Raw genomic sequence first — 17,854 nt, 5'->3', positions numbered from 1 at the left:
TTACTCACCCGTCCGCCGCTAAGTTCGCTTCGTAGCAAGCTACAAAACGAACTCCGCTCGACTTGCATGTATTAGGCACGCCGCCAGCGTTCGTCCTGAGCCAGGATCAAACTCTCCATGAAAACGATTATTCTCTTGGCCCGGAACGGGATGTTGAGATATAATCTGGTCGGTTCCATCGGCAAAGCCGACAAAACCGAATATGAAAGAGCCGAATAGCTCAAATTTCGTTGCTGACGAGAACTTGTCGTTCTCAATTTATTGTTGCTTAATTCGCTCGTTGTTCAGTTTTCAAAGAACAAATCTAGTGCTTCAAAAAGTGATCCTCATATCGTGCCGCCGTTTCAGCGGCGACTTTTATAATATATCATATCAATCCATGTTCGCGCAAGCACTTTTTTTAAACTTTTCATTGTCACTTCATTCCAGCACTCGCTTCATCGCATCTTGCGAATCGGAACGAAAAATAATTTAACATAGCTTCGCACGTTAAGTCAAGCGCTTTGTTTCGCCATTCTTCAGTGCAGGAATCTTTCCGTTTCGAACGTATCTGGACAATTCCTTCGGCGATGCGAACCGGGCATACATACGGAACACCGTTTTGTACCGCACAGCAATCGCCTGCCGGATCTCGCTTTCCAACCGGGTATCGTTCAAATCAAGCAACATCTCATCCAATTCCTTGCGCAGCATGTAATCCAATTCTTTACGTTCCTTATCGTTTAACAGCATTCCGAGCATCTGGCCGAAAAGCCTCCTTCATTCATTTTCTTTCTATGCAAAAAGATTACTGCTTTACTGTTATGCTCAGATAATGGAGATTTTATGATAGCGCCGCAAACGATTTTTTGTTCATATAAATTCTATTGCGGTTAAAAAAGCCATGCCGCCCTCGAAAGAGGACAGCATGGTTAATAATGCGCAAGATATCATCCCGCTAATCAATCATTGGATACATACTTTGTTCTATTATCGCTTCAAAGGAACTTTGCAAATCAGCAATGAGCTCATTTGTGTCTTCCAAACCAATAAAAAGACGAACCAGAGTTCCTTCCCGTTCAGGCTTATAGTCAGATATTGGATTAACAACAACCAGGCTTTCATAGCCGCCCCAACTTACGCCAATGCGGAAATAGTTCAGGCGTTCAGCCCATTTTCGCATCGTTTCTACTGTAACTTCCGTTTCAAAGGAGAATAGACTTCCTCCTCCGCGCATTTGTGTCGCAGCTAACTCATGCTGCGGATGGGATGGCAATAATGGATGATTCACCTTTTTCACTAATGGGTGCTTCTCCAGCCAGCCCGCTACCGTTAGGCCCTGCGATTGGAACTTCTCCATTCGGAGCGGAAGAGTCCGAAGACCTCTCATGATCAGGTTCGCGGTAGTCGGCGTCATAATTCCGCCAAGCAGCAAATATTCATTTTTGATCAAAGGATTCATAAGCTCAGCACGACCGACAATGACACCGCCAATTGAATCGCTATGACCGGATACATACTTAGTAAGGGAATGAACAACTAAATCAATGCCCAGCGCCAACGGGCTCTGATAGCAAGGCGTTGCCCAAGTGTTGTCAACAATCGTAGTAATTCCGCGAGACTTCGCTAAAGCTGCAATGGCCGATATATCCTGCAGAGAGAAGAACATGCTGCTTGGGCTCTCCAAGTAGATGAGTTTCGTATTGTCGCGAATCGCGCCCTCAATTTCTTTCAAGCTAGTTCCATTTACGAATGTTGTTTCAATGTCAAACTTCTGCAGATAAGTACCCATGAATTGAACGGCCGGGCCATATGCCTCATCCACACAAACAATATGACCGCCTGTATTGACAACTGACAGAACCGCTGATGAGATAGCTGCCATTCCAGAGGCAAAACAGCGAGCGCGATCTCCGCCTTCAAGCTTAGCCAGGCGCATCTCAAGTTCCGATACTGTCGGGTTTGTTCCGCGGCTGTATACGCTTGCGTTAATCTCCTCTTTCATAGAAGCAAGAAAGGTTGTATAGGAGTTAAATGTAAATAGACTGTTCTGATAGATCGGCTTCGTTACAGCCCCTTGATGCCGTTCATCGTGCTCATCATGCGCAACTATTGTCTGTTGCTGCACTAATGTATTTTGTGACATACCTGATTCCTTCTTTCTTTATGCTATGCAGTAAACGGCTTCAGCCCTTCTCTGCTCCTTGTGTTAGTCCTTCAACGATAAGCCTTTGGCAAAGTGCAAACAAAACCATTGTTGGCAGAACCGATAAAACAGTAGCTGCAGACATCGAACCCCAATCTACATCAAATTTAGTAATAAAGCTATTCATAGCAACAGGTATTGTCTTCAAGTGCTCGCTATCAATCAGCATAACTGAGACGAACAGCTCGTTCCAGTTTTGAACAAAGGAGAAGATAAATGTTGCAGACAAGCCCGGAAGCATTACTGGCAAAATGACACGCACTAGTGCGCCTAATCGAGAGCAGCCGTCAATTTGCGCGGCCTCTTCAAGACTGGACGGAACACGCTGGAAGAAGCCCTGAAGCATAATCGTGCTGAACGGAATGCACATAACGGTATATACAATCACCAGACCTGGCAATGTATTGGTTAGGTTCATCTTGGTTAGCATCAAGTACAGCGGCGCGAAGCCGATAAAAGCCGGAATAACCTGCGTAAGGAAGAACATGAACATAATTTGTCTGCTTCCTTTGAATTTGTATCTGGCCAGTACGTATGCACTCAGGGTCGCAATAACCAGCACAACAAATGCCGCCGCAAGGGAGACAATCAAGCTATTGCCGATATATATATGGAACTTCGTAATCTGAAAGATGTTCTCATAGTTTTCAAATGAAAATTGTTTGGGCCAATATTGAATCGGCAGGCCGAAAATATCCTTCTTAGGTTTCAATGAAGTAATCATCATCCAGTAAAGCGGGAAAACAACGATGACAAGATAAATGCCCAGAGCGAGATACCGCAATATTTTTACAGGTAGTGAGCTTTTTCCGTACATTAGAAATCCCCTGCCTTTTCATGCTTAGTAGCGGCGAAATAAAAGAACATGAACAGGAACAGAATGACCATCATGATGAGCCCGACTGCTGCCGCCTTGCCGTAATCTCCACCGAACAAAATTTTATCCATCATAAAAGTAGATAGAATATGCGTGCTGCCTGCAGGGCCGCCATTTGTCATAGAGTAAATCAAATCAGGGAAATTCATAATCCAAATAATACGCAAAATTACAGTGGTTAGAATCGTAGGCAAAATGTAAGGAATCGTAATATGGTAAAGCTTTTGAATGCGATTGGTTCCATCCATGTCCGCTGCCTCATAGATTTCCTCAGGTACTGACTGAAGTGCCGCCAGCAGCATAATGGCAAAGAAAGCCACTCCGTACCAAATATTCGCAACGATTACCGCAAACATTCCCCATGAGGGACTGGACAAGAACGGAATAGGCGTATCAGTCATCCCAATCTTTATTAACAAGTCATTAATTACGCCAATTTGCCCGTTGAACAGCCAGCGCCAGATCAGACCGATCAGAAAGCCGGACATCGCCCAAGGGAAAAATGCGAAGCCCTGATATACGCCTCTGCCGAAAAATTGCTTTTTCAGTAATAACGCGATAGAGAAGCCCATTGTAAACTGGAAGAAAAGCGAAATAAATACCCAGCTTACGCTATTTTTCAGCGCCAGCCAAAAGCTATCGTTGCTCATAACATCTCTAAAATTATCAAGCCCGATGAACTTTACATCCGAGAGATTGAATAGACTGTAGCTTTGAAATGCCATAACTACCCCTCTAAGCATTGGGTAGTAGGTAAAGCCGAGAACAAGAAGCAATGCCGGTGCGAGACACGCGATGACAAACCGCATTTTGGACTTTTCTGCCTTAACCATTTTTCTTCGTGTTGCTGAAGTGGACATGGGCTGCTTACCTCCGACATGTAGATGGTTCGCGGGCAGTATCATGACTGCCCACGAACGAGTTTGCATTGTGAGAATATTGTTTAGCTTCGAGACTATTGGTTAGCTTTCTCGTTAATCCAGAATTCATCGAATTCCTTAGCCAGATCCTCTGCGGAGACACGATCGAATAGGAAGGCTTGTCCCTTTTCTGTTCCTGCTTGTTTATACAATTGGTAGCCCTTGTAGTTAGTGAATGGCTTAACGCCAACGAATTGCTCCGGTTTATTAGCCATTTCGATGTATGGTGCATACGCGCCAACTTTGAAGAATTCGTCATCAGAAGCTGTTGTATGAATAGGAATGATGCCTGCTGTCTTGGAGAAAGCAAGGTTTTGCTCCGGAGAAGACAGGAATTCAATCAGCTTCCATGCTTCATCTTTATGCTTGGAGTGCGAAGTCATCCCCCACCCGGCGGAACCAAGCACAAAGTGAGATACGCCGTCTGGACCAGTTGGAAGCGGTGCAGAAGCCCATTGATCTTCATTAAGCGCAGTTGCTATAGACTCAATCGTATCCGGGTCTTGGATCAGCATAGCTGTTGTTCCGCTCGTAAAGCCTTGTACCTGCTCAGAGAATGCCCAGTTTGCAGAGTCTGGAGGAGAGATTTCTTTATAAATCTTTTTGTATAGCTCAAGCGCTTCAATTGCGCCTGGTGTTGAGAAAATCGTAGAGCCGTCATTATTGAATACGGAATCTCCAGGGTTAACATTGCTTCCGTTATAGTCCTGAACGATTTGCGTCATATATTGCTCAGCGCCGGCGCCGCCGCGGAAGGAATAGCCATATTTATTTTGAGAAGGATCTGTAAGTGCTTTGCCTACCTCATAAAGCTCCTCCCAAGTTGTAGGAACCTTTAGATTTTTCTCAGCGAACAAATCCGTACGGTAAAACAGCTCTCTTTGGTAAATACCGTAAGGGATGTAGTACGCTGTATTATTAATGTCCTTAGCCATTGTGAGAGCGCTTATAGAAAGCGTGCTATAATCCGCCCAATTGCTCACATAAGGCTCAAGGCTCTCAAGGTAACTATTGTTTACGAATTGTGCGACTGTAATGTCGCGAACCTCGAGAACGTCAACGTCTTGTTTAGCCGCCAGCATTTGATTGATTTTGTTATCCGCACTCTCTAGCGGAGGGGAGATCAACTCAACTTTAATATTCGGATTTTGTTTTTCAAACTCAGCAATCGATTGCTTTAAAAATTCAGTACGTTTTGGACTTGATAGGCTTTCAACCATTGTAAGCTTCACTTGCTCGCCTTTAGTATTGTCCGATCCAGAATTGCTGTTTTCCTTACTGCCGCATGCTGCCAATACAAGCAACAATGCAGTGATTAGAACCAAACTCACTACCTTTTTCATTCTCATCATGAAACAACTGCCCCCTTAGTAAGAAGTGATGTAGCTAGTAAAACGATAAACAATCAATCCATCTGTCATCCTATCAGATAGGTTGAAGAAAAAACCTTTCTGTCTATCATCCTATCTGATAGGTAAATTATAGCATAGTGCCTAGTTTGGGTAAAGATACATATTCGCTACACTGATATCTGCTACATGTGCAAGACTAAAAGTTCATTTCGGATGTGTTGAGGAATACGGCAGAGGGAAGAATGACTAACTATTCTGAGATGCCTTGTGAATGTCGGTTTCAATTAAATCCATCATTAAATTAAATTCTTGCCGCGCTTTAACCGCATCCTTGTTCTTAATCGCCTCTGCGATTGTAAAGTGATATTCCAGCGTATCATCGAAAATGTCCTTCTTGCCGAACGGATATTTCCAGAAATGCTCCATCATATCCCATACGGAATTGATTACGCTCTCCATTACCGGATTTCCGGAAGCTTTAAAGATCGTCCGATGAAAATGCATATCAAATTGCGATTTATCTCCTTGAATCTCATCCAATCGCTTCATTTCCTTCAAAAAGTACTCCATCTGAGCGATATCCTCCGGAGTCGCCCGCGAAGCTGCCAACTCCACGCATTGCCCTTCCAGGCCTCGCCGAACCTCCAGCACATGCAGCAGTATCTGTTTGAAGTTTTCGCCCTTCACCTTGGCAGAAAAACGGTATGTATCAACATCCTTTACGTAGATGCCCTTTCCATTAATCATCTCGATGACTTCCATCGCCTCAAGGTATCGAAGGGCTTCACGCATGGAGGATCTGCCAACCTGCAGCATATTGCATAGCTCTTCCAGAGACGGCAGCTTGTCTCCTTCCTTGAATCGCTGCTCATGGATATAGTTTTGAAGCTCCTTGGCAGCTAATTCATGAACTAGTTCTCTTTTAACCGGTTTCATTCCCATCCCCTCCTCTTGAAGAATATTGATTAAATGATAGAGGAAATGGCTGCGTACTGTCAAATCGAATGTTTATTTTTGTGGGCAAATTGCCCCTCTCCGTCAGCTTGCCTTCACCGTCTGCATGAGCCACATCGTGAACGTGCTCTCGATGACAGCGGCCACGAATAAAGCGACGACAATCCAGACGGAAACGGCGAGACTGCGCATCATGAACTCTCCGAGGCTGTCGCCGATCTCCGCTCGTTTGGGAGTCAACGACCAACCGATGCTTTGAATCAATAAAATGCCGAAGCGCATACCGTAAGCGCAGGCGATAATAATCGCCGGAATTTCCAGAATCCCATGCGGCAGCAAGCCTTTCACAATCAATTCCCACACGCTGCTGTATTGCGCCGCGCTTATTTGGACGACGAAACCGACCAGCAATCCGTTCACAACGAGGAATAGAACCGGAGCAATGCCAAGAACGGCGCCGAGGAAAATGACAAATACCGCTTTAATGGAATTGTTGAGAAAAATAAAAATAAAAGTCGCCAACTGCGTATTTTCCTGCTCGGCAAGCATCTTCTGAATTTCGCTCAAACCTTGCACTTGTTGCGCCAAAAAAGATTCCAGCGCGGCCGATACCGCAGGGGTCGCTCCGAACGCGATGCCTGCCGCAAACAGCAGCGCGGATACGAGAATATATCCTCTCATTACTCTAAAATGCTTCCAAACTGCGCCTAAACCGAACAAAACATCCTCTCCCTTCACCTGTCTGCCGTCTGGCCATAAACCGACGATTGCGGGCAACGGCGGCAAACGGCGTTTTCGTTGAATATTGTAAACAAAAATCGGAATAATTGCATTCCTTTCCGAATCATATCTGGGTCGTACGAGCATACAATTGATAGAAACAAGCCAATTGCTTGGCTGTAAGCCGTCTTAATTCCATGTAAGTACGAAAGGAGCATTGGATGTATGAACTTTTTTTATGTATTAAGCGGAAAAAAAATAAAACGATATTTTTTTCTGGTCGTTGCTCTCGTATTCGCCATTGGTGTCGTATACATCGAAAGCGACAATATTACGGTTTTCTCCCAAGGAGCCCCTTCCGCGATTTACAGCGTTCCAACCGAAAAAAAGGTAATTGCGCTTACCTTCGACATCAGTTGGGGCGATAAGCGCGCCGAACCGATCATCAACATTTTGCAAGAAAAAGGCGTGCAGAAAGCGACATTTTTCCTCTCTTCCCCTTGGAGCAAAACCCATCCCGAAGTGGTGAAGAAAATCGCCGATTCGGGATTCGAAATTGGCAGTCATGGGCATAAACATGTCAATTACAGTATGTTGGACGAAGAAGAGATCCGCAATCAAATCCAAACCGCCCATCATATTTTAACCGAAATAACCGGAAAACAACCGAACTTGATCCGCCTGCCCAACGGCGATTTTGACAAAAAGGTGCTGCGCATCGCGGACGAAATGAATTATAAAGTCATTCAATGGGATACGGATTCGATGGATTGGCAAAATATCGGTACGGAAAAAATTATCGAACGCGTCGTAACGAAAGCACATCCGGGCGACATCGTTCTTATGCATGCAAGCGACTCATGCAATCAAACGCATGAAGCGTTGCCTGCCATAATCGATCAATTGCGCGAGCAAGGATACGAATTCGTGACCGTTACCGAATTGATTAACCAAACCGAATTGCAAAACAAACAAATTCAGGATCAGCCGGCAATTATGGACATGTTAAACGATGCAGCCGGAATGTAACATATCGGAACGATCGCCCTTATCCGACTCGGTTTGGTTGGAGGGCGATTTTTTTAGTTTCAGAAATTGTTTGTTTGGCGATAATCTCCAGCGGAATCAATAAAAGGCCGTTTCTCCTGCAACATAAAACAGATGCAAGCCTCACATACTACAGTTATTAAATGATAATAAAAGCCACGACACGGGGACTGATAAACATGGAAAATAAAACATACATTGCGAAACGAAGGGAGATCAGCAAGCGATGAACGCATCCGTGACCCGTATCTTATCTATATTTCTGATGTTAATGGTGGTAACTGCATGCGGTTCAGGTCAGCAAGCTTCCAGCGGTCAACCCAACTACAAAGAGTTAAAATCGATGGTCGTTGACATTTTGAAAACCGACGAGGGAAAAAAGGCGATTGAGGAAGCTTCGTCGGGCGGGTCCGGCGGCGGAAGCGAAGGCGGCGGATCCGGAGGCTCCGCAGGCATGCAAATGAAAATGCTGGGGACCCAAGGGATTGAGCAAATGAGGTTGACTGTTAAGGATGTTCTAACGTCTCCGGAATATAAAAAAGAAATCGAAAAAGTAATGACCGACCCGAAATTCGCCGGCGATTTCTCCAAAGCGATTCAATCGCAAAATAAACAGTTGCATAAAGAGCTAATCAAGGATCCGACGTATCAGCAATCCGTTGCCGATATTATGAAGTCGCCGGAGATCATGAAAATGTTCCTCGACTTGACCAAAGGACCTGAATTCCGCAAGCAAACGATGACCGTTATGCAGGAAACGATGCAAAACCCGATGTTCAAAATGCAAGTCATGGAACTGTTGCGCACCGTCGTACAAGATGAATTGCGGCCGAAAGTCGAAAAAGAGAAAAAAGGACAAGAAGGCGGCAAAAAAGAAAAGGGCCAGGGCAAGGAAGGCGGCGACCAGCGGCAGGATGAACAAGGCGAAGGCGGCGAAGGAGAAGGCGGCGAAGGAGAAGGAGAAGGAGAAGGCAGCAGATAAAGGTTCAAGAAGAAAGGACTGACGGTTTCCCGTCAGTCCTGCTGGCATTTATCGATGATTTTCGCCGCAACGTCCAAATAAATCCGTCCGGTATCCGATTCGGCTTTATATACGGAAGGAGAGAAATCGGGTTCCGACGGATGATTATCGGGAATGCCCAGCGGTATTTGCGCGAGCAGATCGCAGTGAAGCGATTCCGCCAATTTGGCTCCGCCGCCGCGGCCGAATATATAATCTTTATTGCCGCAAGACCCGCATTCGTAATAGGCCATATTTTCGATAACGCCGATAATTTCATGATTGGTTTGGATTGCCATCGTTCCCGCGCGCGCGGCAACGAACGCAGCCGTCGCATGCGGAGTCGTCACGATAATTTCTTTGCTTTGCGGGATCATTTGGTGAACGTCAAGCGCGATATCCCCTGTTCCCGGCGGCAAGTCCAGCAGCATAAAATCCAGCTCGCCCCAGTTCACTTCGCTTAAGAAGCTGCGCAGCATTTTGCCAAGTTTCGGCCCTCTCCAGACGACTGGACTGTTCTCCTCGACGAAGAAACCGGTGGACATCACTTTCACGCCGAATCGTTCGATCGGTGCAATCAAATCGTCGGATACGGCCGGTCTCTCTTCGATCCCCATCATATCCGGTATGCTAAACCCGTAAATGTCGGCATCGATCAATCCGACCTTTTTCCCTTGGCGCGCCAATGCGACGGCCAAGTTCGCCGTAACGGTCGATTTGCCGACTCCGCCCTTGCCGCTGGCGACAGCGATAAACGTTACCTTATTGTTCGGATTAAGCAGCGGATGCTTCTCCAACCCCGCACCATGCCCTTTCACCGGAGCGGCTGCCGGTCCGCCGTTTGCGCTCTGTTCCTCCGCAGCCTGGCCTTTCCCTGACGCGATCGCCTCCGCTTCGGCCCGCTCGCGATCCGACATGGAACGGAAGCGCACATGTACGTCCACGGCGCCAATCTCGCGCAATTTGCCGACAATTTGCTCACGCAACGCCGACCGCAACCCTTCGTCTTCGGTCGAACCGATTACGGTTAAAGCGATTTTATCTTCTTTCGCCATAATGTCGCGAATCAATTGCAGCTCGGTCAGGCTTTTATGTAAAATCGGATCGGTTACCGTCTGCAACGACTCTATCACTTGTTCCCTGGAGACCATGATGCCAGCACCTCAACTTTTATCAAAATTTACAGCTTGCGATTTCATTATAGCATAGTTATTTGCTCGTTGGCATTTTCTCCCCGGCGCTGTAACGCAATATCCCTTTGTAGATCGACGCGGCCACTTTCCGTTGGTATTCCTCGTCCGCGAGCAGGCGCGACTCCTGCGGGTGCGACAGAAACCCTACCTCCACAAGCGCGGAAGGCGCTTTGGTCATTTTCAACAGATATACGTCTCTATCGACCGCTTTCGCTACCCGTTCGGTATTTTCCAGATTGCGCTTGATTTCCTCCTGGATTAAGGCCGCCAAATTTCCGTTATCGGGATGGCTTGGATAATAGAAGGTTTGCGCCCCCCTCCAACGGGCGGACGTAAAACTGTTCAAATGAATGCTCACCATCAGATCCGGCTTCTGCTTCTCGATAATCTCCATTCGTTTCATCAAATCTTCCGTTTTGCGCCTGCGAAGAATTTTCGTATCCTTGCCTGCCAAATCGTAATCGCCTTCCCTCGTCATTCGAACGATGGCGCCGGACTGCTGCAAATAATCGCGCAAATATAAGGTAATGGCCAAATTGATGTCTTTTTCGATAATGCCTTGCTTGCTAACCGCGCCTCCGTCCGGTCCGCCGTGCCCGGCATCCAGCACGATCACTTTGCCCGATAGAGGCAACGTCCAATACGTCCACGTTTTCGTCGAGGGGATCTCATACGTCATGACCGCAACTATTAAAACGAGCAGACAGGCGGCGATCATCCATCGTTTCAAATCACTGAGCCGAATCCACAAAATCGTTCGTTTGCGTTGTTTGCCCATAAAAAAACCCACCTTATCCCATACAGAGTCTAATCATCTATATGTTATAAGGTGGACAAATATACGTTAGGTTATGACTTGTTCGGCCATGCCTTCGATTAAGATTTGCGCCACGGCCGGCCTGGAAAATTCCGGAGGCGGGCAAACGCCGTTTCTCAACAACTCGCGCACTTTCGTGCCCGATAGCGTCAAATGATCTTCCTTCGGATGGGGACATGTCTTGCTCGATGCCATATTCCCGCATTTCGTACAATAGAAGCTATGCTCGAAGAACAGCAGCGTGATGCCCAGTTCCTCCGCCGTGAAGCGGCTGAATATTTCTTGCGCTTCGTACGTGCCGTAATAATCGCCGACACCGGCATGGTCGCGTCCGACGATGAAATGGGTACAGCCGAAGTTTTTCCTCACCATCGCATGGAAAATCGCCTCTCTCGGCCCGGCATACCGCATCGCCGCCGGAAACACGCCCAAAAATACCCGATCCTTCGGATAATAATGCTCAAGCAAAGCGACATAGCTTCTCATGCGCACGTCGGCCGGTACGTCGTCGGACTTCGTCTCGCCGACAAGCGGATTCAAAAATAATGCGTCAACGATCTCCATTGCGCTCTTTTGAATATATTCATGCGCGCGGTGAACCGGATTGCGCGTTTGAAAGCCTACGACCGTGCGCCATCCTTTCTCGGCGAAGATGCGGCGCGTTTCCGCCGGATCGAAGTAATATTCGTTGAATTGATCGGGCACGGGCCGATTCAACACTTGAACGGCTCCCCCGATATAGTGCGCAGGCCTGGCGAACAGTTTCTGAACGCCCGGATGATTCGTATCCGCCGTTTTGAACACTTTCACCGCTTCTTCCACTTGGTCGGCTTCGTATATGCTCTCGACTTGAATGATGCCGTATACGACGCCGTCTTGCTCGCCAACAAGCGCAACCTGCTCGCCCGCGCTCAGCGCACCGGCCAATTGCTCATCCACGGCCAATGTGATCGGAATGCTCCATACCGTGCCGTCGGCCAGTCGCATTCGATCGACAACGGAACGGTAATCCGCCTCATTCATAAATCCCGTTAACGGCGAGAACGCGCCGACTCCGATCAAATCCAAGTCGGATATCGTCCATCTGTCGATCGGTACCCGGCGCAACGATTCCGCGGCACGAAGCAAGCGTTCGCGCTCCTCTCCGGTTGCGACCCGCCGGATTAGCGTTCCGCCGTGAGGTTGTATCGCAGTCATATCGGTTTCCCCCTATTATTCGTTTACTTATGCAACCCGCACTCCGTCTTCTCCTTGCCGGACCAGCGCCCAGCCCGCGGATCTTCGCCGGGCATCACTTGCCGCGTGCAATGGCTGCAGCCGATGCTGGGGTAGTTATTGTCGTGAAGCGGATTATAAATCACATCATGCTTGCGGATATAATTCCACACATCGTCCGACGTCCAGTCGGCAATCGGATTGAACTTGATCAGTCCGAACTTGTAATCGTACTCGACCTTCTTCGCATTCGCACGCGTCGGCGCTTGGTCGCGGCGAATTCCCGTAATCCAGGCGTCGTACTTGGACAAAATCTCGGTCAATGGCACAACTTTACGTATGTTGCAGCATAAATTGGGATCGCTCTTCCACAGCTCGTCCCCGTATTGCTCCGCCTGCTGCTCCGGCGTCAATTTCGGCACGCCGCGTACGAATTCGAGATTATATCGCTTCGCCAATCGGTCGCGAGTGGCATACGTCTCTTCAAAGTGAAAGTCGGTATCCAGATAAAAAATATCCGTCTTCGGGCTAATTTTTTGCAGCATATCGACAATAACGACATCCTCCGCCCCGAAGCTGCATGCAAACGTAATGTTCGAAAAGGCCGATACCGCCCATTCGATGACGGCTTCCGCCGAGGCGGGTTCCAGTTCCTCCGCCTTATCCCGGACCAATCGTTCTTTTTCCATCAAATTCATGTGAACTCTCCTCCTTAAAGTTGATGAGCGATGCTTCCCCGAACGGCCTCTCGCAAAATTTGCTTTGAAGCATGTTTCACCGTTTTCGCGACGTCTCGTTTATATCCTAGTATTCTAATGCGAATTATTACCTTTATTATAAATCTTTCCAAAAAGATGTCAATGCTTGCCGCAAATTTCGCTACCTCCTCTTCATACGTATTCGGCATTCGCCCAAAATGTGAAAAAGGATAAGGCAAAAAATATGTTTCGACCGATATACCTTTCGTTCAGAACGAATGAAGGTCACAGGCGGGGTGGTAACGAAGGAACGGGAAGGGCGGTGTTCGAGTCTATGAATAGTTGCCCATTGGAAAAAGTCCAGTGAAATTTGCTGTTTTATGGATGGGGATGCGCCTGGATTGGAAAATATCCAACGGATTCTCCTCATTTCGCGCCATTTGGGTATGTTTGCGAAGATTTCATTGGATGTTTTCCAATGAAATACCGTTCTCAGAGTCGGAAGGGACATTCTATTGGACGAAATCCAATGGGGTTGAGCGCGGCGGCTGAGAAGATCGTTACAATCACGTCATGCCAGGGCCCGAAATCGGCCAGCGGGCCCAGCGGACCGTACAAACAGAGGATGGCCGCCCCGTCCCGAAACCGTCTTTCTGAATGAGAGGGATATCGACAAAGGGCGGGCGAAGCAAACCAGGCTATAGCGCAATCGGGTAGGAGGCTACCCATTCATTGAGTAGCCGGACTCTCCACGCCACCGGACGTACCGTTCGGTATGCGGCGGTTCCATAGTTTATGCATTAACTTGTCGATACCCCTAATCATTCCAATTTATGTTCACTTTTCCTTTAGCTGCATCCCCATATAGACGCAGTACAACTCTGCTGTTTTCTGGATAATGGCTCAAATCCCAAACATAGTTTGAATCTATATGATTGAGCGAAATACGTTTTTCTTCTTTGCCATCCACGCTAATGCCCATTTCCAATGTTCCCTTTTCAACTTCAGCACTGACGTTCAGAGCGCTTGGAGCTCGATTTTTCATGACTATGGCCCGACTTTTCTCCCCGTCAAAGTACCAGAAGGACAACTTCCAAACACCTGGCACCCTCGTTTCATTCTGGCCAACAGAAATATTTGGGGATGAAAACTTTTCTGGCTGTACGTAAACACTAGCAACAGAAGTGAAAAGCATTAAAATAAATGTCAATGCGACACATGTACACGCAAAAATCAGCGGCTTTTTGCTATTGTTTTTTGATGTAGCCAATGATCCCCCTCCTTGTGTCATGGCAGCGCCACAACTTGAGCAATAGGGTTTTCCTTGCTGCGTCTTAAATCCACACGAAGGACATAATGTTTGTTGCTGTTTGCGTCCAATAAGTAAATACAGCAACAGTCCTATAAAGTTGGGAACCAGCACCACAATTAAAGTCCACATCCTTGCTTCAAGCCCGCGTGATTTTGCATCGCGATATGTCCAGATTCCTAAACCGACCATTGCCATTACAACGAGCAGCAAAACTACTCCGGCCAATCCCATTACGATCCACATGAATAATCAACATCCTTTCTCGTCCATGCCTTTCCAACGAAACCTGACAGCACGCTAGCGCAAAGGATCAAACTACTTCCAAAAATGATAGCCAAATACGAAATCAATGAGCCGGGCAGAAGAAAACAAATCACTGCAACAATAGCCACTGTTTGCATTCCACCAATCACAGCAAGCAACCACCATGGTATGTTCATACTTGATTCCTGACTGTGTATCTTATGAATAAGCGCAGCCTGTATAGCCGGATGAGGTGTTTCTTCCGTTAATAACGAACTCCGTATCAGATCGTCCACATCATCTTCCAAAAAAAGTTCATCCGTCATACTGTGACCCCCCCAATTCTTTTTTTAGTTTCTCACGCGCTTGATGTAATCGGCTCTTTACCGTACCTTCCGGAATTCGAAGAGTTTTTGCAATCTCATGTACTGGCAAGTCACTCATGTAATACAATAAAATGGGTACACGCAGTTTTTCCGGCAAATCCTGAACAGCCTTTCTCACTTCCTTATTGCGCTGCTTTTCTTCGAATTCGTGATCCGTCAATATTGCACTGGATACATTGTTTAACTCACCGGAACCATCATCTTGGATGGGAGCAATTCTTTGTCTTCGGGCATATTTTTTACGTTCGTCATGCCAGATCCTCGCTGCCACTGCCATTAATAATCCGGCCGGATTATTCGCTTGATCAATTTGTTGAGACATATTGAGTACACGGAGAAAGGTCTGCTGATACAAATCGTCTGCGTCAGCTTGGCTCCATGTCAACTTTCGGCAGAAAGTGTAAACACGGCTACCGTACGCATATACCAATCGCTCTACCTCCTGCGGATCAACTGCCATATTCCCTCCCCCTTCACTGATATATCTGCACAACTAAAGGAACGGTTCGAAAAAAAGAAAAAAACTCTAAATTGGTGTTACCCCTCCTAGAGGCAAAACAAAAGCCCCTGACCAATGAGGCCAGAGGCTTTGCATCCTTGATGCACAAGGAATATTAACGTTTCGAGAATTGTGGCGCGCGGCGAGCCGCTTTAAGACCGTATTTTTTACGTTCTTTCATACGAGGGTCGCGCGTCAAGAAACCGGCTTTTTTCAAAGATGGACGGAATTCCGGATCCGCTTTGAGCAAAGCGCGGGAAATGCCGTGGCGAATTGCGCCCGCTTGGCCGGAGAAGCCTCCGCCATGCGTATTGACAAGAACATCGTATTTTGCCAATGTTTCCGTCAAAGTCAAAGGTTGTTTGACGATCAGTTTGAGAGTTTCCAAACCGAAATATTCGTTAATATCACGTTTATTGATCAAGATGCGTCCTTCACCCGGTACAAGGCGAACACGAGCTACCGAATGTTTACGACGACCTGTCCCATAGTATTGTACTTGAGCCATGAAACTGTCCTCCCTTATAATTATCCGCGAAGTTCGTAAACTTCAGGTTGTTGTGCTTGGTGTGGATGCTCCGAACCGGCATAAACTTTCAATTTCAGCTTCATTTTCTCGCCTAAACGATTTTTAGGAAGCATGCCGTGTACAGCCAATTCCACCATTCTTTCCGGTTTTTTGTTCAACATTTCTTGAGCAGACGTCACTTTCAAACCGCCAGGATAATGGGAGTGACGATAGTACATTTTGTTTTGCAGCTTTTTGCCTGTTAAGACAATTTTGTCTGCATTAATAATAACTACGAAATCTCCAGTATCAACATGTGGAGTAAATTGAGGCTTATGTTTGCCGCGGATCAGGCTTGCAGCTTCCGTCGCCAAGCGACCGAGCGTTTTGCCTTCCGCATCGATGATGTACCATTTGCGCTCAACTTCGTTTGGCTTCGCCATATATGTGGTACGCATGAAAAGATCCTCCTTAATTCGTCGAAAGCATTTTCCGATTTATCTTCGTTCATTCAAATTCTGTTCGTTTAAAAAATACGTCAATTGTGTTTCTTGATTGGGGGCTGTGGGAAAGCCATTAAGAAAGCACAAGTTATATTTTACAATATTACGCCCTAAACCGCAAGGTTTTTCAAAGATTCCATCACATTTTTTTCACCGTTCGACGGAGTCGAAATCGTATGCCACATCCCACAGCGCGAGCCCGTGCGCAACGGCCGTCGGCCCTGCGGCCGACCGGTCCTTGGCCGCCAATATCCGGGGAATCTCTTCGCTCCCAAGCTTGCCTTGTCCGACGCGCAGCAGCGTCCCCATAATGATGCGTACCATGTTATGCAAAAATCCGTTCCCCGTCATATACGTATGAAGAACGCCTTGATCCCTCGTCCCCGGAACGGCGCCGCTCAGATCCTGTTCGATCCAGGCTTCGTATATCGTTCGCACATGGCTTGCTTTCGTCGATTTGCGGGAAGCGAACGAAGTATAGTCATACGTGCCGACGACATGCGCGAGCGCCTTGCGCATTTCTTCGACGTCCAGCTTGGTCGGATGATGAAATTGAAAATGCCGGTGAAAGACGTCCGGAAATTGGTTGGCGTTGATCGTGTACCGGTACGTTTTCCGTTTGGCGGATCTGCGCGCATGAAAGTCCGGCGGCACTTCCCTCGCCGAACGAATGACGATGTCTTTCGGCAGGCGCGTGTTGAGCGCCAAACTCCAGCGTTCCAGCGGGATGGAGGAATGCGTAGCGAAATTGAAGACTTGTCCGTAAGCGTGTACGCCGGCATCCGTGCGTCCCGAGGAGATAATTTTGACCGTTTCCCCCGTCAACGACAAGATGGCCGCTTCGATTTTGTCCTGTATCGTATTGTGTCCCGGCTGCGTCTGAAAGCCGTAATATCCCGTGCCGTCATAACTTACAACCATACAGATGTTCCGCATTCGTCCCCTCCCGAAATCCTTCTACAAAACTTGCTTTTCAAATCATGCGCTCAAAAGAAAAAAGGGCTTGTTCAGAATCCGAAGATTCTGTCCACCCTTTCTCATAAGGTCAATTAAGCGCGATCCACTAATTCTAAATAAACCATAGGAGCTGAGTCACCGCGACGAGGCCCCAGTTTTAGAATACGAGTGTATCCACCTGGACGCTCCGAGTAACGAGTGGCCAATTCAGAAAACAATTTTTGGATTGCATCTTGCTCACCGTTAACCGTTTCGCGGCGCACGAATGCCGCCACTTGACGACGCGCGTGAAGATCTCCGCGTTTCGCAAGCGTGATCAGCTTTTCAGCGATGGAACGAACTTCTTTCGCTTTCGCTTCCGTCGTCTGAATGCGCTCATATAAGAACAAGTCGGTTACCAAGTCACGGAACAAAGCTTTGCGTGCGCTTGAGTCACGACCCAATTTTTGATATGCCATGTCTTTCCCC

20 protein-coding genes and 1 rRNA gene are annotated in these 17,854 nt (G+C 47.3%); 2 read left to right on the top strand and 19 right to left on the bottom strand.

Annotated elements, in window-relative coordinates; translation table 11 throughout:
• The 8 genes from KQI79_RS17470 to KQI79_RS17435 form a co-directional block, all read right to left on the bottom strand.
• A 16S ribosomal RNA gene (locus KQI79_RS17470) occupies window positions 1-122 on the bottom strand; the annotation flags it as partial.
• A gap of 367 nt (window positions 123-489) precedes the next feature.
• Complete coding sequence (locus KQI79_RS17465; RefSeq protein ID WP_216539578.1) at window positions 490-741, bottom strand: hypothetical protein; 252 nt, start codon at window positions 739-741, stop codon at window positions 490-492.
• 196 nt (window positions 742-937) lie between these two features.
• Window positions 938-2,125, bottom strand: a complete 1,188-nt coding sequence (locus tag KQI79_RS17460; protein ID WP_216539577.1) for a trans-sulfuration enzyme family protein — start codon at window positions 2,123-2,125, stop codon at window positions 938-940.
• A 40-nt stretch (window positions 2,126-2,165) separates the two neighbouring features.
• Complete coding sequence (locus KQI79_RS17455; protein WP_216539576.1) at window positions 2,166-3,002, bottom strand: carbohydrate ABC transporter permease; 837 nt, start codon at window positions 3,000-3,002, stop codon at window positions 2,166-2,168.
• Entirely contained in the window at window positions 3,002-3,922 is a 921-nt protein-coding gene (locus tag KQI79_RS17450; protein ID WP_253298221.1) for a carbohydrate ABC transporter permease, read from the bottom strand. The genes KQI79_RS17455 and KQI79_RS17450 overlap by 1 nt, the downstream gene beginning before the upstream one ends.
• Window positions 3,923-4,017: 95 nt before the next feature.
• Entirely contained in the window at window positions 4,018-5,334 is a 1,317-nt protein-coding gene (locus KQI79_RS17445; protein ID WP_216539574.1) for an ABC transporter substrate-binding protein, read from the bottom strand.
• A gap of 246 nt (window positions 5,335-5,580) precedes the next feature.
• Entirely contained in the window at window positions 5,581-6,270 is a 690-nt protein-coding gene (locus KQI79_RS17440; RefSeq protein WP_216539573.1) for a FadR/GntR family transcriptional regulator, read from the bottom strand.
• Window positions 6,271-6,372: 102 nt separating this feature from the next.
• Window positions 6,373-6,969 carry a stage II sporulation protein M gene (locus KQI79_RS17435; protein WP_216539572.1) on the bottom strand — a complete coding sequence of 199 codons (597 nt, stop codon included), beginning with the start codon at window positions 6,967-6,969 and terminating at the stop codon, window positions 6,373-6,375.
• A gap of 264 nt (window positions 6,970-7,233) precedes the next feature.
• Between KQI79_RS17435 and pdaB the strand changes: the two genes are divergently transcribed.
• The gene (pdaB, locus tag KQI79_RS17430; protein ID WP_216539571.1) at window positions 7,234-8,037 is read left to right on the top strand and encodes a polysaccharide deacetylase family sporulation protein PdaB; all 804 of its coding nucleotides are present in this window, start codon (window positions 7,234-7,236) and stop codon (window positions 8,035-8,037) included.
• A 244-nt stretch (window positions 8,038-8,281) separates the two neighbouring features.
• On the top strand, window positions 8,282-9,037 hold the full coding sequence (gene gerD, locus KQI79_RS17425) for a spore germination lipoprotein GerD (protein ID WP_216539570.1): 756 nt from the start codon (window positions 8,282-8,284) through the stop codon (window positions 9,035-9,037).
• Window positions 9,038-9,069: 32 nt separating this feature from the next.
• Here the strand turns inward: gerD and KQI79_RS17420 are convergent, their stop codons facing one another.
• The 11 genes from KQI79_RS17420 to rplQ all read right to left on the bottom strand — a co-directional run bounded on the left by KQI79_RS17420 (window position 9,070) and on the right by rplQ (window position 17,844).
• On the bottom strand, window positions 9,070-10,206 hold the full coding sequence (locus tag KQI79_RS17420; protein WP_216539569.1) for an Mrp/NBP35 family ATP-binding protein: 1,137 nt from the start codon (window positions 10,204-10,206) through the stop codon (window positions 9,070-9,072).
• 58 nt (window positions 10,207-10,264) lie between these two features.
• Window positions 10,265-11,026, bottom strand: coding sequence for an N-acetylmuramoyl-L-alanine amidase CwlD (cwlD, locus tag KQI79_RS17415; RefSeq protein WP_216539568.1), 762 nt, complete (start codon window positions 11,024-11,026; stop codon window positions 10,265-10,267).
• 66 nt (window positions 11,027-11,092) lie between these two features.
• Window positions 11,093-12,262: a sulfate adenylyltransferase gene (gene sat, locus KQI79_RS17410; protein ID WP_216539567.1), complete on the bottom strand. Its 1,170-nt coding sequence runs from the start codon at window positions 12,260-12,262 to the stop codon at window positions 11,093-11,095.
• Window positions 12,263-12,285: 23 nt separating this feature from the next.
• Window positions 12,286-12,978 carry a phosphoadenylyl-sulfate reductase gene (locus KQI79_RS17405; protein WP_216539566.1) on the bottom strand — a complete coding sequence of 231 codons (693 nt, stop codon included), beginning with the start codon at window positions 12,976-12,978 and terminating at the stop codon, window positions 12,286-12,288.
• 817 nt (window positions 12,979-13,795) lie between these two features.
• Entirely contained in the window at window positions 13,796-14,533 is a 738-nt protein-coding gene (locus tag KQI79_RS17400; protein WP_216539565.1) for a hypothetical protein, read from the bottom strand.
• Window positions 14,521-14,859 (bottom strand): hypothetical protein, encoded by a 339-nt coding sequence (locus KQI79_RS17395; protein WP_216539564.1) that lies wholly within the window; start codon window positions 14,857-14,859, stop codon window positions 14,521-14,523. Before KQI79_RS17395 ends, KQI79_RS17400 begins: the two co-directional genes overlap by 13 nt.
• The gene (locus KQI79_RS17390) at window positions 14,849-15,379 is read right to left on the bottom strand and encodes an RNA polymerase sigma factor (protein WP_216539563.1); all 531 of its coding nucleotides are present in this window, start codon (window positions 15,377-15,379) and stop codon (window positions 14,849-14,851) included. The genes KQI79_RS17395 and KQI79_RS17390 overlap by 11 nt, the downstream gene beginning before the upstream one ends.
• A 154-nt stretch (window positions 15,380-15,533) precedes the next feature.
• Complete coding sequence (rpsI, locus tag KQI79_RS17385; RefSeq protein WP_216539562.1) at window positions 15,534-15,926, bottom strand: 30S ribosomal protein S9; 393 nt, start codon at window positions 15,924-15,926, stop codon at window positions 15,534-15,536.
• Between the two features lie 20 nt (window positions 15,927-15,946).
• Window positions 15,947-16,384, bottom strand: coding sequence for a 50S ribosomal protein L13 (rplM, locus tag KQI79_RS17380; protein WP_216539561.1), 438 nt, complete (start codon window positions 16,382-16,384; stop codon window positions 15,947-15,949).
• A gap of 195 nt (window positions 16,385-16,579) precedes the next feature.
• Window positions 16,580-17,365 carry a tRNA pseudouridine(38-40) synthase TruA gene (gene truA, locus KQI79_RS17375; RefSeq protein WP_216539560.1) on the bottom strand — a complete coding sequence of 262 codons (786 nt, stop codon included), beginning with the start codon at window positions 17,363-17,365 and terminating at the stop codon, window positions 16,580-16,582.
• A gap of 113 nt (window positions 17,366-17,478) precedes the next feature.
• Window positions 17,479-17,844, bottom strand: coding sequence for a 50S ribosomal protein L17 (rplQ, locus tag KQI79_RS17370; protein ID WP_216539559.1), 366 nt, complete (start codon window positions 17,842-17,844; stop codon window positions 17,479-17,481).
• Window positions 17,845-17,854 lie beyond the last annotated feature (10 nt).

This window comes from Paenibacillus sp. MSJ-34, from assembly GCF_018918005.1.
GTDB lineage: Bacteria > Bacillota > Bacilli > Paenibacillales > Paenibacillaceae > MSJ-34.
Note: the sequence above shows the minus strand (reverse complement) of the source record. Positions and strands in the feature narration are given on the sequence as shown.